Origin of the sequence: Glaesserella sp., from assembly GCF_041817755.1 — a bacterium.
GTDB lineage: Bacteria > Pseudomonadota > Gammaproteobacteria > Enterobacterales > Pasteurellaceae > Glaesserella.
Window position 1 is genome coordinate 1 of sequence record NZ_JBGYBX010000028.1, and the last position, 16,868, is coordinate 16,868.

The following is a 16,868-nucleotide window of genomic DNA, read 5'->3' on the forward strand; positions in this document are numbered from 1 at the left end:
AATTACAGGCAGAAATTGAAGAATATTTGGTGTATTACAACCAAAAACGAATTAAACCCGACTTAAAAGGATTGAGCCCGGCACAATACCGAGCTCAATATTTACGTGAGTAACCTGTCCAACTTTTGGGGGGCAGATCATGTCAATCATCCAAACGCAGTTTCTCAATCTCCTTGGTAAATTCCGCAATATCGTCAAAGCTTAAATAGACGGAAGCAAAACGAATATACGCCACTTTATCCAATTGCTTCAATGCATCCAACACCAAATTACCGACAAACTTACTGGAAACTTCACGTTCTCCGGTTGCTTGCAGTTGGTGGACGATCTTATTAATGGCTTTTTCAAGATCATCGGTGCTGACTGGGCGTTTTTCCAAGGCTCGGGATAAGCCCGCCCTGAGTTTTCGAATATCAAACGGTTCACGGCTTCCGTTATTTTTAATGATGTGCGGGATAATCAACTCAGCGGTTTCAAAGGTGGTAAAACGCTCTTTGCAATGATGACATTCCCGACGGCGACGAATTTGGTAGCCGTCCGCCGCTAAGCGTGAATCGATCACTTTGGTTTCTTCAGTGGAACAAAACGGACAACGCATTATGCTTTTTCCTTTTGTCGGGCGACAAATTCCGCATGCAGATTTTCAACCGGCGGAGGCATTTGCAGATAGAACCCCTCTGATTCAATTTGCTTTATCACTTCTTGATTTTCAACCTGTTTCAACGGTTTTTCACCCGCCAAGTTAAACAACATCACAAACTGCGGTTTGCCGAACATTTGCCGTAACGTTTCCGGCACGGCTTCGAATTGATCGCGTTTGGCAATGTAAAGGTACATGCCTTCTTTTCTCAGGCTTTTATAAATGGCACACAACATGTTATTCGTCTTCTATTCGATAATTACCTTCATAATTGGCAAAGCGTGAAAATTTCCCTTGGAAAGCCAACGGTACACGCCCAATCGGACCGTTACGTTGTTTACCAATGATAATTTCCGCAATGCCTTTGGAATCCGGATTATCGTGATACACTTCATCACGATAAATAAACATAATTAAGTCGGCATCCTGCTCGATAGAGCCCGATTCACGCAAATCCGAGTTTACCGGACGCTTATCGGCCCGTTGCTCCAAACTTCGGTTTAACTGTGAAAGGGCGACAACCGGCACTTGTAACTCTTTGGCTAATGCTTTTAAAGAGCGGGAAATTTCGGCAATTTCTAACGTTCGGTTATCGGCAAATCCCGGTGCGCGCATTAACTGTAAATAATCCACCATGATTAAACTGAGCCCGCCGTTATCACGATAAACACGACGCGCCCGTGAGCGCAGTTCCGTCGGCGTTAACCCCGAACTGTCATCAATATAAATATTTTTACGCGCTTGTAAAATCGCCATGGTACTTGAGATTTTTGACCAATCTTCATCATCATGCACTTGTCCCGTACGGATCTTGGTTTGATCGACATGCGATAAAGAGGCCAGCATACGCATCATAATTTGGTCGGCGGGCATCTCGAGGCTGAAAATCAGCACGGGTTTGTTCGGTTTTTTAACCAAATTGCCATGCTCATCGGTTTCTTCAATATCCAGTAATGAGGCGTTTTCACATAAATTCATGGCAAACGTCGTTTTCCCCATAGAAGGACGGGCGGCGACAATAATCAAATCCGAGGGTTGTAACCCTGCGGTTTTTCGATCCAAATCCACAAATCCGGTCGACACCCCGGTCACACCGTTATTGTTTTTCGATTTAGACAAAATTTCAATACGACTCAAGGTTTCCATCAAAATATCATCGATTTTTTTCGGCCCCTGATCGCTGGAAGTCCGTTTTTCGGCAATATGAAATACCGCCCGCTCCGCTTCATCAAGCACGTCTTTCACCGTCATCCCTTTCGGGTTATAGCTGATTTCGGCGATCTTATTACCGGCGGAAATCAACTCGCGACGAATCGCCCGCTCACTGACAATGTCCGCATAAACCAAAATATTGGCGGCACTCGGTGTATTTTTAGAGAGTTCGGCAAGATAAGCAAAACCGCCGACGTCTTGCAAAATACCTTTATTTTTCAAACGTTGATCGAGTGTAATAATATCAATCGGTTGGTTATCCCGACTCAGCTCAACCATTTGTTCGAAAATCAAACGATGTGCATAATTATAAAAATCACTGCTTTGAACGCGTTCGGCAACATTATCCCAATGTTCATTATCCAACATGATACCGCCAAGCACCGCTTGTTCGGCTTCTATCGAATGCGGAGCAATATTCACCTGCTCAACTTGTTTGTCTTTCGGCGCCGTTTGTTCAGCCATGTTATGTCTCTATAGAATAAAAAAGTGAGCAAAGTTTAAAGGAAATTCGACTTTTTTTCAGCAAGAAAAACGAATGAGGTACCGACATCCAAAACGATTTATCGGAATTTATCCCAAATCGGTTTACATTCTGCGGGTAACGTCAGTCCTTTGCCTAATTCAATCCAGCCGGCAGGATAGTGAAAATCGGATCCGACCGATGCATACAGTTCAAATTCCGTTGCCCAACGGGTAAGTAATTGACGTTGATCCGGCGTTTGTGCACAGCCGGCAACTTCAATGCCGTCACCACCGGCGTGTTTAAAATCCGTAATCAAACGGCGAATCCACCTCGCCGTTAATTTATAGCGCAACGGATGGGCAAGACAAATCACGCCTCCGGCTTGGTGAGTGGCGTGGATAGCCTCTTCCATCGAACACCAAAGCGGTTTGACATAAGCACTTTTACCCGCCCCCAAATATCGCTTAAACGCATGATCATCATCCCTCGCATACCCTTCGGCAACTAAAAAGCGCCCGTAATGCGCACGGGTAACTTCACCGCTTGCTAATGCTCTTGCCCCCTCATAGGCATGCGGAATCCCCGCTTTGGCTAATTTTTCTGCGATTTGCTCCGCCCGCTGCTGACGTAATCGCGCCTGATTGTTCAATAAATCGGTTAATACTGCATTATTTTCATCGATATTCAGTGCCGCCAAGTGAATACTTTTACCCTCCCACAAGATCGAAATTTCAACCCCTGCGATAAAATCGATCGGTTGTGTTTTAGCCGTATTTCTTGCCTCAGAAATACCACCGACAGTATCATGATCCGTCAACGCCAGCATACCGACTTGCAGTGCGACTGCACGCTGAATTAATTCGGTCGGCGTTAATATGCCATCGGAAGCCGTACTATGGCTATGAAGATCGCGAATCATAAAGTCTCCTTATTCAACCAATTGCACCCGTTTAAAGAAATCACGGTATGCGTCGACTTTTTTCGCCAAACTGAGCGGATAAGCACGGGAAGTTGAAGGTAAGCGGTAAAGATACAACTCTCTTTCCGCCAAATAAGGGAAAGCGATAAAGTCATTCGTTTTAGGCATTTTCAGTTTGTTCGGCAATAAATCCAATAAGGTTTGCGTTGCTTTTTCACCGGTGGTAAACAACCAACGACAACGCGGTAATTGCTTAAGTATCGTTGATAAATCGACCGGATCGATAATCTTCAAAAACTTATCGGAAGCATTACCCTGTTCACGGATTGCCGTTCGTGCCGTTGAACACAATGCAATGTTTTTTTCTCGTAAAAACGCTTCGATACGAATCGGATCAAACCGTTTTTCCTCTTTCACTCTAAAATAATCGATATCGTCAAAAAAGACGGCACCGTAAATACGCCACATATCGTTTTGAAAATTCGGATAATGAAATTCCATACAACGTTTATCCGACGTCGGCGGAAAAGTTCCCATCATCATCACGGTTGCAGCGGGTGGAAGAATCGGCGGAAAAGGGTGTTTTTCGATTGGTTGCATGGGAATACGTACAATATAAAAATCCCCACCGAATTCTCAGTGGGGAAAACGATGATTTATTCTGAGACTTTTTTCTCACATGATTTGACCGAAACAGACCATTCTGCACCGGATTTAATTTTATATTTATCAGAAAAGCTATCCATGTTTAATGCAAAAGACACATTTAATAGACTGTTCAAATACATTAACGGACGACCTTCTTCCACATCTCCGAAACTGCTTTTATACGGCATGGAGCCATTGTAACGAACCTTAACCTCATCCCCGTTTTTCTCTTTAATTTCAACACAAACCCGCCCGTCTTTTTTAATCCCAGACTGTTCTAACAAGGTATCGCTGATGTTTGTCCAAATATTACCGTACTGAACGTCCAATACCGGAATGGCACCTTTTAGTACACCGTCCTCAAGCACCGGTTTTTGGTAATCGATCATATTCACTTTAGGTTCTAATTCCGCACCGACTTCCTCAAAACTGATCTTACCGGAAGCCAATCTTGCACCGGTATAGGCATACACATCACGCCCGTGGAACGTATAAGATTTATCCGAACCTTCCAAACGGTTTTTGGTTTCATCGATTTCACGCAACGCCTCGATGCCTAAATGTTCCGCGACTAATGTTAACGTACCGTTATCCGGTGTGACGAAATAGTGCCCCGTTTTCGTTTTTAACACAACCGATTTACGATCCGTTCCTACGCCCGGATCAACCACGCTGACAAACACGGTTCCCGCCGGCCAATACGTTGCGGTTTGGTATAAACGATAAGCCGCTTCCCAAATATTGTAAGGTGGAATTTCATGGGTTAAATCAAACATTTTCAGTTCACGATCAACACCGAACGCGACACCCTGCATCGCCGAAACCGCACCGTCTTTTAGACTAAAGTCCGTTTGTAAAACCAATGCATTATTTGCAAAATTTTGCTCGGAACTCACCGCTTGTTGATTGGTTTGAGTCTGAGGAGCCGTGGCAAAACTTGCAATAGAAAACGTGGCAATCACCAACGCTAATAGTGTTTTTTTCATGTATTTTCCTTAGTAATTAATGGCATTAAATATGCACAAATGTTAAATCCTTGTATAACGATTGTCTATATTTTCGCAAAGTTTATTTTTTATTCCCGAATAACGCTTCCAAGGCCTTTAATTTTTCCGCTTTATTGATATTTTTATCTGCGACTTGATTAATGGCATTCACCCAATTTTCCGAATTTGGTGATGTTTTTATATTTACTATTTTATGGTCATATAGTGTCTCGGCATACTGTGCTAATGCTTCCAATAATGCCGTTTTTTCAGGCTGATCGGCGTACTGATTTAATAGCGTTTCCAATGAATGTTCAAAATCCGCCAATTTTTCATCTAATTGTTGATAACAATATTTTTGCCAACGAATTTGCTCCGATCTCGTTAATGTTTCGGGATAATGTCTTGCCCGATAATGAAATAATAACGGCTCAATGCGCGGATCATGAAAACGTAAACCGTGATGTGCCAATTCTTCCGGTTTTAATTCGCGTAAAATCGCCATATTATTTTTATCGGACGGTTCAAAAAAACCGTCATATAACGTTGTTTCAATATTATTGGAAACGGAGTATTCACGCTCTTCGCTAAATATCGCCAATACTTTTTCACGCACGGCGCTTTTTTGATTTTTTATCCTGTTCAGGTTTGCCAAACAAGCGGTGCGATCAATACCTAAACGTGCCGCGTTTTCAGGTAATAATGTTTTTGCCGGTGCTAAAATCGGGCATTTATTAATATGAACCAACTTCAGCGGCACGGCGCCGATGCCTTGCTCGTCCAATACACTTTTTTTCGTATACAATCGCTCACGCAATACTTCCGCCGATTCGTTCAATAATCCCTGAACGTCACCGGCTAAGTCACAAACAATCACTGCATTTTTATTGGTCGGGTGCCATGCCAGCGGAGCAATCCATGTTGTATTGCCCCGGTAATTGCCCAGCATACCTGAAACGTGAACCAACGGAGTCATCTCTCCGGTATCAATCATCGTTTCCAATTGTTTTTTTCCGCGGTTGTCTAAAAAGAATTGAAATAATTTCGGCTGCTTTTCTTTAATCAATTTCGCCATGGCAATAGTCGCATAAACATCCGACATCGCATCATGCGCATTTTCATGGGCAATACCGTTGGCTTTGGTGAGATTTTCCAGCTTAAAACTCGGGTTACCTTCGTCATCGTATGCCCATTCAATACCTTCAGGGCGAAGAGCATAACAGGCTCGAACGACATCCAGTAAATCCCAACGTGAATTCCCGTTTTTCCAACTGTATTCATAAGGATCAAAAAAATTACGGAAAAACGTATATCGGGTCATTTCATCGTCATAACGAATATTGTTATAACCCATAATGCAGGTGTTCGGTCGACTGAACTCCGCATGAATACGGGCGGCAAATTCAGGTTCGGATAAGCCGTGTTGATTACAGTGTTGCGGTGTAATACCGGTGACAATCACGGCTTCAGGTGAAGGCAAGTAGTCCGATGTCTGCTTACAGTAAAACATGATCGGCTCACCGATAATGTTAAATTCACTGTCCGTACGGATCCCCGCAAACTGTGCCGGACGGTCCGTTGCGGGGTGAATTCCGAAACTTTCGTAATCATAAACAAAAAAAGTTGGCTGATTCATGTTGCTTAACATATTGAAATTTTTCCCGATTTTAGCACAAGCCCCCATTCAAGGAAGATTTTGACAAAAATTTTTGAAATTTTTTTGAACTATTTAAATCGCGCTAAGTCCTATCTATTGCAAATGCTTGAATTCAAGTAGCAAGTTTTTTTCATTTCCTTAGGTAAGACCTCCCCCGTTACTGCTGTTTGGTAACGGGTTTTTTTATGCAAATTGCAAAATAAAGGCGAAATCAGACCGCTTGTAAAATGACAAAGCCCTTCGGTTAGAAGGGCTTTGTTAAAACAATGTCGAAATTATTGCATTGAACCCAAACCTAGCATTAACATAAACAGCGCATTTTGTATCTCTTCTTGCGGTACTTCTCTACCGTTCAGAGTAACTTTACCGTTATCGATCGCTAAATTCATTTTAATGCTTTCACTGTCAACCACGGCTACACCGCCTGATTTTGCTTGGTTCACCAGTTCATTCACCATTAATTTTGACTCTTGTTCCGCGCTTTCTCTCGACACATTATCTCGGGTCATCTTAACTTGCGTATTTAATTCTTCCAATGATGCCAAATTCAACTTCACATCCAATACCGATTGTTTGAATACGGTTAACATATCGTCCATTTCTTTCAAATCGTTCGGATTAAATTTAGCTAAGTTTAAGACTAAGGTAAATTCATTTTTACCTTTTGCATTTTCAAAAGCTAACGGTTTGATGTGGAGTTTCAGATCATTCGTGACAACATCTTCAAGGGCTTTCATCGCTTCCGGTGATTCCGCTTTCTCACTATCTGCAAAATACGGCATCATATCGTTGGTTAATTTCGCATCGGATTCAAAGGCTAAATCCAATGACACTTTACCCCAATTGACCGCTTTCGCTTCTTCCGGACGAACTTCTTCAACCTGTGCGGAAAAATCACCGACGCTATGGAAGCGGTTATCCTTCACACTGTTTTTGCCTTTTGAGGTCATGTCTTTCAAGGCGATATTTTGCTTTTCCGATTCATTATACAAGACAAATGATTTCGCTTTAAAATCATACTCCCCCAAACCAAGGTAGGAATATGTTTTATCACCGATAAAGCTCGTCACAATCTCGCTGTCGCCCAAATCATAGCGGATGCCGGACTCACTATCATGACCTTTAATAAACGGAACGGATACTTTCACTTTTCCGTTACCTGATTTATCGTATTCGTATTCCGATTTTGTTTCCGATACGGAGAAAGAATCGTCCGCCAATTTCAGTGCTTTCGTATCAAAATTGCCACTGACATCACCGGCATAACCGATATTGGCTTGACCGGTTAACACCTCATCCTGATTGTTAAACAGTACTTTCAAATTTTCCGAAACACTCAGTTTGTTTTCCGTACTCATCATCACCGGGACGATGTTCCCTTTACTTAAACGATTAATCGGAAAAGGACCGTGATAAAGTTTATCGTTTCCGTTAAAGACATAACTTTGCCCTGCATATTTTGCTTCCAAAATATAGTTGACGTCCGAACTGAAGAAATGACGTACCAACTTCACCTCTTTAATTTGTGCTTCGATTCCATACGCTGCAAGCCCTTTTAAGTTATGATTACCTAACTCGACCAACTCGATGTATTTTTCTTCAGCCAATTTACCGGTATACCAACTACCGCCAACGGCTCCAATCCCCAATACAGCGATAACGGGTAATGCAATACGTGATAATTTCATTTAACAATTTCCTCTTATTGAATAAAAAATTACTGTTGTGTCGCTTTTTCGATTAACCAATCACATGGCGTAAAGCGTTCACCGTAAATTTGTGCGTGCTTTTGTAACTGGCGCACGATTTCTTTCGCACCGATTTTTTCAATATACGCATAAATACCTCCCCTGAAATCGGGGAAATCAAATCCTAATACGGAAGCGACATTGCCTTCTTCAACCGAACGAATAACATTATCTTGCAAACACCAACACGCTTCATTGATCATTCGCAACAAACAACGACGGACAATCTCTTCTCCTTCTAGGTCATTACGAGCAATCGTTTCCATGACGTGATAAATACTTTTATCTTCTTGGGTTCGCTCCCCTTTCGAATCATATAAATAAAAACCGCGTTTATTTTTATGACCTTTCCGCTCATTGGCAATTAATAGCTGAACACTTTCCGGTAACGCAAAACGCGAACCTAATTCCGCTACCATTGCCGGATTGGACTTCACCATGACGTCCAACCCAATATCATCAATTAATGCCAACGGACCAATCTTGAAGCCGAATTCTTGTAATGAGCGATCAATAAATTCTATCGCTTCACCTTCCACCAAGCATTGGATCGCCTCCAATAAATACGGTGTTAAAATACGGTTGATAAAAAAACCTTCTTTATCCGCAACCAGTAACGGGATTTTACCTTGCTGAAGAGCAAAATACACTGCGGTTGACAGCGCATGCTCTCCGGTTTTTTCGTGAGGAATAATTTCCACAATCTTCCGCTTAGTGACCGGACTGATGTAATGAAAGCCGATCACATTTTCAGGTCGGCTCGCAACCGAAGCAATATCACGAATAGAAAACGTTGACGTATTGGTTGCAAAAATCGCCTGTTCATCATAGTAATTTTCACTGTCGCGAACCATTTGTTGCTTCAATTCCAACTTTTCATAGACAGCCTCGATAATAAAATCCGTTGATTTCGCCGCAACCAAACGTTCTCCGCCCGTAATTAAATTCATGCGTTGAATCATCTCACCATGGGATAATCTCTTCTTTTGCATCGCACGCTGCATCAGCTCATAACACGTACGTAACGCTCGCTGAATTTCCGACGGATGGATATCTTTAATTCGTACCGGCAGCCCGGCATTGTTTGCCGTTAAGTAAGCAATCCCGGCGCCCATATAACCACTGCCCAATACCGTCACTTGTCGAATATTTTTCGATTGTGCTAAATGTGCATATTGCTTTTTCATCGCCCGCTCGGCATGTTTAAGATTAATCAGCACCTGCGCCTGTTCGGTAAAAAAGAGTTTAGCCAATGCATCTTGCTCAAGTTGTAAACCGGCTTTAAAACGAGGTTCTTTCAATAATTCAATCATTTCAATCACGGCGGGATAATTACCGAAGGCTTTATCCCACACGCGGTTTTCAATATGATCGATATATTTGCGACGAAGAAACGCATTCCCCTCAAGCTGTTTACGTAATACCTGCCATTTCGTTTGCGGCTGTTTGAAATCAATCTTCTTAATTTGATTCGTCAGCAACAAGTGATAAGCGGTTTCAAACAAGTTGCCTGCCGGAATTAATTTATCCACTAATCCGATATTAAACGCTTTTTCCGCACCGATTTTTTGACCGGACAGCAACATGGTTACGGCACGTTGTAAACCAATAAGACGGGGAAGACGCTGTGTTCCGCCGGCAAAAGGTAAAATACCGGAACGAATTTGCGGCATCGCAAACTTAGTATAACGTTCTTCACTTGCCATTCGGTAATCGCAAGCCAGTGCCAACTCCAATCCGACTCCGAAGCATTCGCCGTCGATAACGGCGACGACCGGCATTTTCAAACTATTGATTTCACGCATCGCCGACTGTACATCCCGAGAAAAACTTTTCAATTGCTCCGCATTTTTTTCCCGCAACACGTTTAACTTATAACCTTTTACAAACGATTTCGGTTTAGCCGATTTGATTATCACGCCTCGCGCCTGCTGGTAAATGATAGAGCCGATCACATCACGCAAGCTCTCGACGAACTGCTCCGGCAGCCAGTTATATTGTTCGTCGACAACATCAATCGTCACAACGGCAATACGATTATCATCGATATTGACTTGAAAAGGCGAAGGGGGTTGTTGCATTAATTGTTCCGTCATTCTTTCTTCCTTACTCACTTTCAAGAACCATGGCTGATCCTAAACCACCCAAACCGCTTGATGCCACAAGAGACAATCCGCCGCCTTTGCGTTTTAACGCATTGAGTGACTGAATAAGCGTCCGCAAACTGGTCGCCGCACGTGGATTACCGAATGCAATCGAACCCCCTAACTGATTCAATTTATCCGGATCGATCTCACCGATACAAGCGGTACGATTCAGCTGATTTTTTGCAAATTCGTTTGATTCGAACAAACGCATATTCACCAGCATTTGGCTTGCCGACGTTTCGTGCATATCAATCAAATCAATATCCGACAGGTTGAGGTTCGCCCGTTCCAATGCCAAGCTGCTGGCAATGGTTGCGCCCATAAACATATTTTGCCAAATATCATTTCCGGTAATCGCATAACTGCGGATATACCCTAAAGGCGTTAACCCCAACTCTTTGGCTTTGTTTTCCCGCATCAATAACACGGCAGCTGCGCCGTCCGCCACTCTCGGCATATTCGCTTCCGTTACCGTTGCGTATTCTTTATTCATCATCGGAGAAAAACGTTGATAATAATTCGAACGCGTTGCCGCCGATATCAATGTATCCGATACGACAAAATCGGTATAAGGACGCGGAAAAGATTGAATGACTTCGTCTTTGAACAACCCCAATTTCCAGGCATTTTGTGCTTTGACGTGTGAATGTCTGGCATACTCGTCCTGCGCTTCACGGCTGATATGGTATTGCTGTGCCATTTGTTCCGAAATTTCGGCAACGGAAAGCTGAGTCATATAATCTTTGAGATTGACGGCATGGGGCTTGAGGTCTCGCCATGCAAATTGGCGAAATCGGGCATATTTTTCATCCAAAGTCGGCGCTTTAAAAATCTGCTTAAATTTGTTCACCACTTGCGGGCTAATACTGAAAGGGGCATTGGAGATCGAATCCGTTCCACCCGCAATGCCGGCAGAAATGGAACCGCTGATAATACTCCCGGCGACATTGACTAATGCTTGAAGCCCGGATAAGCAGGAGCTGCTCAACGTGTAAGCTTGTAAATAAGGCATGTTTAATGCTAATGCAATTTCTCTCGACGGATTAGGAATATCCGGCTGTTGAATAACTTGCCCGAAAACCAGCTGTTCAATATGCTGATGCTCAATTGCCGTACGACTTAACAATTCATTTGTTACCATCGTCCCCAAATCCGTTGCGTACGATGCTTTAAAACCGGTGTCTCGATGCACAAAAGGTGTTCGCAACCCGGCGACAATCGCAATACGCTCGTTTTGTGCTGTCAGAAGATTTTGTTTAGCCATTACATCCTCTATTTACGTCTATTAAAATGTTTTGATTCTAGCATGCTTAAAGAAAAATACGATCATGTTAAGCCAAATAAACCATGAATTTTATGCAAATTCACTTGTTATACCGATGAAAAATCAAAACCAAAAACGGTGTAATGCAGTTTACGAATGCATTACACCGCTATCTCCAAAGAATGATTAATGGGTCCTAAGATTCATTGTGAATTTCAAGGTTGGTCGCTTGCTTGGTCAGTTTTGCTTTTGCAGCGTCACTACGCGCATTGGCGATCGCATCCAAATAGGCTTCACTCACATCACCGGTTACATATTCACCGGTAAAAACCGAGGCATCAAAATGATGAATCTTCGGATTTTCAAGTTGAACCGATTTAAAAAGCGCCTCCAAATCTTGGAAAACAAGGCGATCAACCCCAATCATCTCTGCGACTTGCTCTACCGTCCGATTATACGCTACCAATTCTTCGCAGGTCGGCATATCGATACCGTAGACATTCGGATAACGGATTTCCGGCGCCGCCGACGCAAAATAGACCTTCTTGGCACCGGTAGAACGTGCCATCTCGACAATTTGCTCCGATGTTGTGCCGCGCACAATCGAATCATCGACTAACAACACATTCTTACCTTTAAATTCCGAGGCAATCGCATTCAGTTTACGCCGAACGGAACTCTTACGCTGAGCTTGTCCCGGCATAATAAAGGTACGCGCCACATAGCGGTTTTTCACAAATCCTTGGCGATACGGCTTATTTAACACCTGTGCAATATGCAAGGCAATGTCCGTCGAGGTTTCCGGAATGGGGATGACCACATCAATCTCATCCAAAATATCCTGCCATTGCGCCGCAATTTTTTCCCCTAAGAATTTCCCCATATGCCGACGCGCCGTATAAACGGAAACTTCATCAATTACCGAATCCGGACGGGCGAAATAAACATACTCAAAAATACACGGATTTAATTTCGGATTATCCGCACAAACAGACGAATGAAATTGACCGTCTAAGGTAATATAAATCGCTTCACCCGGTTTGACATCACGCACATAATCGAATCCGACGACATCCAGCGCAACGCTTTCAGAGGCAAACATATATTCGGTATGCCCGTTTACCTCCCGTTTACCCAACACCAACGGACGAATACCGAACGGATCCCGAAACGCTACCATACCGTAGCCGATAATCATCGCTAAACAAGCATAGGCTCCGCGAATAATATTGTTAGTATTGCGTATCGCTTCAAAAATATTCTCCGCCATCAGCGGTTCGGTCGGATATTGATCCAAATAATACGCTAATACATTCAAAAGCGATTCCGAATCCGAATTAGTATTCACATGGCGTTTTGCCAAATTAAACAACAGGTGCTTCAACTCGGTATTATTGGTTAAATTACCGTTATGAACCAATGTAATGCCGTAAGGCGAATTCACATAAAACGGCTGGGCTTCAGAAACACTGGAACTGCCGGCAGTAGGATAACGCACATGCCCGATACCGATATTGCCTTGTAGACGTAGCATATGCTCTTGGCGAAACACTTCACTGACCAATCCGTTTGCTTTACGCAAACGGAAGCGGTTCTCGTCATCTATCGTCACAATACCGGCCGCATCCTGACCTCGATGCTGTAATACAGTAAGCCCATCATAAATCGCCTGATTCACAGGTGTATTGCCAATAATACCGACAATGCCGCACATAATAACCTCTTAGTTAGCTGGATTTTAAAAAACTGGAATTTGCTTGTAATTGCTCAAAGAACCATTTCACAATGAAATCAAAATGCGGAATCAGTTGTGACTCTTTCCAAAGCGTACTTTGGTTAAACTGTGTAAAGGTATCTAAGAAAAACAACATGGCAGCCACGATAAAAATACCGCGAAGCGCACCGAATGCCGCGCCTAATACACGATCGGTACCGGTTAAACCGGTTTTATCGAATAGCTGACTTAACAACGTGTTCACAACCGCCGTGACAATCAATACGGCAATAAATAAAATCGCCGCCGCCACGCCGTTGCGCAGGTACTCTGAATTTTGAAGATAGGTCGAATTGACTTGCAGTAACATACTGCTTAAATAAGGATAGAATTTACTTGCAACAAAGAAAGCGAGTATCCAACCTGCCAAGGAAAGGACTTCACGGATAAACCCGCGCCAAAGACTCACCAGTAATGAAAAAACAATAATTCCGACAATAATGTAGTCAATCATAAACACCTCAAAATGCCTTTCGGCAAAAAGTTCAACTATTTTACAAAAAAAGAAAACGTTTGCGTAGCCTAAATTTCATGGCTTTCTACAAAAGTATAGAAACACTTAGGGACGCAAATCGGCGTCCCTAAACTTTTTATCCGTCTTGGCGATAATGCGCTCCCAAACTCACCTGTCGTTTTAGCATAGCTTCCACAACGCATTGCGCCGTTTTCAGCGAATGATAAATCTCAATACCGTGATAAGCCGCATAGTCCAAAGGATTATACTGCCGTTCCAATTGCTGCAAGTATTCGTATAAATCAGTCAAATTGTCATGCGTGCGGTAAACATTGGCAAATAAAGACATTTTTTCACGAATTTCCGTCAGCACCCGACCGGCACCGAGCATTCTATCACCATTCGGATTGGCTAACGAGTTAAAATATTTTTCGGCTTTTTGAATTGAAAAGTCAGCTTCTACAAGCGGTCTGTTTTCCGCTAAATTTTGCAAAATGCGTTGAATCGCCCGTTTGGCAAACACCAAACTACCGCCGACGGAGTTGCCGCCCAAACGGTTTGCGCCTTCAATACAAGAAGAGACCTCTCCGACGGCAAATAATCCTTTTACGTCACTTTCGGCAAACTCATCAATCACCACGCCACCGTTACAGCTGTGGGCAAACGGTGCGATCGCCACAGTATCACGTACAAGGTTGATTCCGATTTCTTTATCCAGCCAATTCAGATAAACGGTATAAAACTCAGTGTGATCTTGATAAAGTTCGGGGGAATAGTGCAAATAAATGCCTTTTTCTTGCGGGTTATCCAACAAGTGCTTCATCATCACCAAATCAAATTCAACGCAAGGAAAATCAATGCTGAACGGTGCATAGTCGCTGCGTTGCGTCATCATTTGTCGGAATTGTTCGGCTGACAGATGAGGAAAAAGATCACGCCCTTGGCCATCGGTGATTTTTTGCACATATTTTAACGTATGTTCACCGAACAAGACTTTATATTTTGGCTCGACAAACGACGGAATAAATTGAATGAATTCCAAATTGGTCAGTTTGGCGCCCGCTTGTAATGCAATAAAATGGGCGGAACCCACCACATCGGCAGGATACAGATTATCCTTATATAAGCCTGCAATACCGCCCGTGGCTAAAATAAGTTGACCGGTTTTGCAAAAAACATAGCGAATCTGACCGCTTGTTTTATGCGAAAACACCGCGCCTTGCACTTGATTGTTGTCCGTGACAATATGTAGCAACGTTGCGTCTTCATACACCGTTGTACCTTGCTCCGCCACTCTCTTTCTTGCACGTTCCGCCGCTTCCCACCATTGATTGATCAGATAGATCGGGCGCGGATAATTGGCAAAACAGGCGGGGCGGTTGTCATTTCGTTTCCACGGTTTAAAGCCGATACGTTCAAGCAATTCAATGGCTTGCGGCGATTCTTCAATATAGGCTTGCACAATTTTCGGGTTATTCATGCCCTGCGCCACCCGTTCGATATCTTCTTTAAACAAAGTGCGGTCGTTTTTATCGCCGGTTACTTGAATGCCCAGTGTGGCTTTTAACGGAAAGAAACTCGCTCCGCTGCCGATAGGCGCTTTGCTGATTAATGTGGCTTGAATGCCGTGAGCTCTCGCTTCGGCACAGCAAGCCAGTCCGGCAATACCGCCGCCGACAATCAGCAGATCCGTTTCGATTTGCGCCGAAATGTTAAATGTATCCATAGTGCCTTAATGTGACAGTTGCTGTTCAAGCAGTTGTTTTAATACGGCATAACCTTTCGCCGTGAAATGTAACCCGTCTCTTGTCAGATCTTGCGCTAATGCGCCGTTTTCATCAACAAAGGCGGATTTGGTGGCGATAAAGTTGAGATCCGACGGCACACTTGCCTGTAGATATTGATTTAAGTCATCAATGGTCGGGTTATCCACTGTGACACATTGCGGATTGATCGGGGTTGCTTCCAATAAAAAGTAACGGGAATGCGGGGCGATTTTCTGCAATCGTCGCTGAATGTCAACAATCCACGCCAACACCTGCTTTGGGGAATAATCGGGCTCTTTGACAATATCGTTTACCCCGAGAAAAATAAAAACATATTTGCCGAGCGCTGTAATACGTTGCGGTTTGACAATAACGTCCAAATATTGACGGGCGCTCACCCCGGAAATCCCCATATTGGCAACGGTTTGTCCTGCCAGTAAGGGCGTACCCTGAGGTTCATCATCCCACATATCGAATAGCGAATGTCCGATTAAGGTAACATCCGCCGCTTTTTCAAATTCATGCTGTTTGGTCAAATAACGTTGGTAAATGTCTTCATCACTTAACATAGCAAGGTCTCCTTTATTTTTATCAATATGCTTTAAAGCGATCAAAAATTCCTCCCGAACAGGGAGGAATTTTTATCATGACGAATTTTAGAGTAATGACGGCGCCGCATCCAAGAGAATTTGGGTATACTCTTTTTGCGGATGATCAAACACGTCCGCCGCCTTACCTTGCTCGACAATCAAGCCGCCGTTCATAACCACGATGCGGTCTGATACTTGACGAACGGTTTGTAAATCGTGCGAGATAAATACCATGGCAAGATTGAGTTCTTTCTTCAAATCCGCCAATAAGTTTAATACCTGAGCACGTACTGAGACGTCCAATGCCGAGGTCGGTTCGTCCGCCACGATCAACTTCGGATTTAACGCTAACGCACGGGCAATCGCTACACGTTGTTTTTGTCCGCCGGATAAGCGGGTCGGCTCAACCAAGGCGGCGGAACGCGGTAAACCGACACGGGAAAGTAAGTCGTAAACGCGTTTTTCACGTTCGTGCGGTTGGAGCACATTATGAATATCCATCGGATCTTTGAGAATATCCAACACGCGCATACGTGGGTTCAGCGCCGTTGCGGGATCTTGGAAAATTACCGACACTTGGCGCCCAAACTGTTTGCG

The 16,868-nt window shown here is 43.5% G+C and carries 16 protein-coding genes; 1 reads left to right on the forward strand and 15 read right to left on the reverse strand.

The features are described from left to right. A partial coding sequence (locus ACEYKX_RS03170) for an IS3 family transposase (protein WP_373768011.1) occupies window positions 1–113 on the forward strand: 113 nt, incomplete at its 5' end. A 29-nt stretch (window positions 114–142) separates the two neighbouring features. On the opposite strand, the gene nrdR is transcribed toward ACEYKX_RS03170, so the two are convergent. The 15 genes from nrdR to ACEYKX_RS03245 form a co-directional block, all read right to left on the reverse strand. Continuing rightward, entirely contained in the window at window positions 143–598 is a 456-nt protein-coding gene (gene nrdR, locus ACEYKX_RS03175) for a transcriptional regulator NrdR (RefSeq protein WP_373767907.1), read from the reverse strand. Beyond that, window positions 598–876 carry a YcgL domain-containing protein gene (locus ACEYKX_RS03180; protein ID WP_373767906.1) on the reverse strand — a complete coding sequence of 93 codons (279 nt, stop codon included), beginning with the start codon at window positions 874–876 and terminating at the stop codon, window positions 598–600. Before ACEYKX_RS03180 ends, nrdR begins: the two co-directional genes overlap by 1 nt. A gap of 1 nt (window position 877) precedes the next feature. Next, the gene (locus ACEYKX_RS03185; protein ID WP_373767905.1) at window positions 878–2,317 is read right to left on the reverse strand and encodes a replicative DNA helicase; all 1,440 of its coding nucleotides are present in this window, start codon (window positions 2,315–2,317) and stop codon (window positions 878–880) included. 98 nt (window positions 2,318–2,415) lie between these two features. Then, window positions 2,416–3,237 carry a PHP domain-containing protein gene (locus tag ACEYKX_RS03190; RefSeq protein WP_373767904.1) on the reverse strand — a complete coding sequence of 274 codons (822 nt, stop codon included), beginning with the start codon at window positions 3,235–3,237 and terminating at the stop codon, window positions 2,416–2,418. A 9-nt stretch (window positions 3,238–3,246) separates the two neighbouring features. Continuing rightward, window positions 3,247–3,837: a DNA glycosylase gene (locus ACEYKX_RS03195; RefSeq protein WP_373767903.1), complete on the reverse strand. Its 591-nt coding sequence runs from the start codon at window positions 3,835–3,837 to the stop codon at window positions 3,247–3,249. Between the two features lie 56 nt (window positions 3,838–3,893). After that, on the reverse strand, window positions 3,894–4,871 hold the full coding sequence (locus ACEYKX_RS03200; RefSeq protein WP_373767902.1) for an S-adenosyl-l-methionine hydroxide adenosyltransferase family protein: 978 nt from the start codon (window positions 4,869–4,871) through the stop codon (window positions 3,894–3,896). An 82-nt stretch (window positions 4,872–4,953) separates the two neighbouring features. Continuing rightward, window positions 4,954–6,507: an exodeoxyribonuclease I gene (sbcB, locus tag ACEYKX_RS03205; protein ID WP_373767901.1), complete on the reverse strand. Its 1,554-nt coding sequence runs from the start codon at window positions 6,505–6,507 to the stop codon at window positions 4,954–4,956. 296 nt (window positions 6,508–6,803) lie between these two features. Beyond that, entirely contained in the window at window positions 6,804–8,216 is a 1,413-nt protein-coding gene (locus tag ACEYKX_RS03210) for a YdgA family protein (RefSeq protein ID WP_373767900.1), read from the reverse strand. Window positions 8,217–8,245: 29 nt separating this feature from the next. Next, on the reverse strand, window positions 8,246–10,372 hold the full coding sequence (locus ACEYKX_RS03215; protein WP_373767899.1) for a 3-hydroxyacyl-CoA dehydrogenase NAD-binding domain-containing protein: 2,127 nt from the start codon (window positions 10,370–10,372) through the stop codon (window positions 8,246–8,248). A gap of 10 nt (window positions 10,373–10,382) precedes the next feature. After that, a complete protein-coding gene (locus ACEYKX_RS03220; protein ID WP_373767898.1) occupies window positions 10,383–11,687 on the reverse strand; it encodes an acetyl-CoA C-acyltransferase in 1,305 nt (434 codons plus the stop codon). Between the two features lie 196 nt (window positions 11,688–11,883). Continuing rightward, window positions 11,884–13,401, reverse strand: a complete 1,518-nt coding sequence (gene purF, locus ACEYKX_RS03225) for an amidophosphoribosyltransferase (RefSeq protein ID WP_373767897.1) — start codon at window positions 13,399–13,401, stop codon at window positions 11,884–11,886. A 13-nt stretch (window positions 13,402–13,414) separates the two neighbouring features. Beyond that, entirely contained in the window at window positions 13,415–13,915 is a 501-nt protein-coding gene (locus ACEYKX_RS03230) for a CvpA family protein (RefSeq protein ID WP_373767896.1), read from the reverse strand. Between the two features lie 136 nt (window positions 13,916–14,051). Next, window positions 14,052–15,641, reverse strand: a complete 1,590-nt coding sequence (locus ACEYKX_RS03235) for an FAD-binding protein (protein WP_373767895.1) — start codon at window positions 15,639–15,641, stop codon at window positions 14,052–14,054. Window positions 15,642–15,647: 6 nt separating this feature from the next. Continuing rightward, window positions 15,648–16,250 carry an SGNH/GDSL hydrolase family protein gene (locus ACEYKX_RS03240; protein WP_373767894.1) on the reverse strand — a complete coding sequence of 201 codons (603 nt, stop codon included), beginning with the start codon at window positions 16,248–16,250 and terminating at the stop codon, window positions 15,648–15,650. 87 nt (window positions 16,251–16,337) lie between these two features. Then, a partial coding sequence (locus tag ACEYKX_RS03245; protein ID WP_373780462.1) for an ATP-binding cassette domain-containing protein occupies window positions 16,338–16,868 on the reverse strand: 531 nt, incomplete at its 5' end.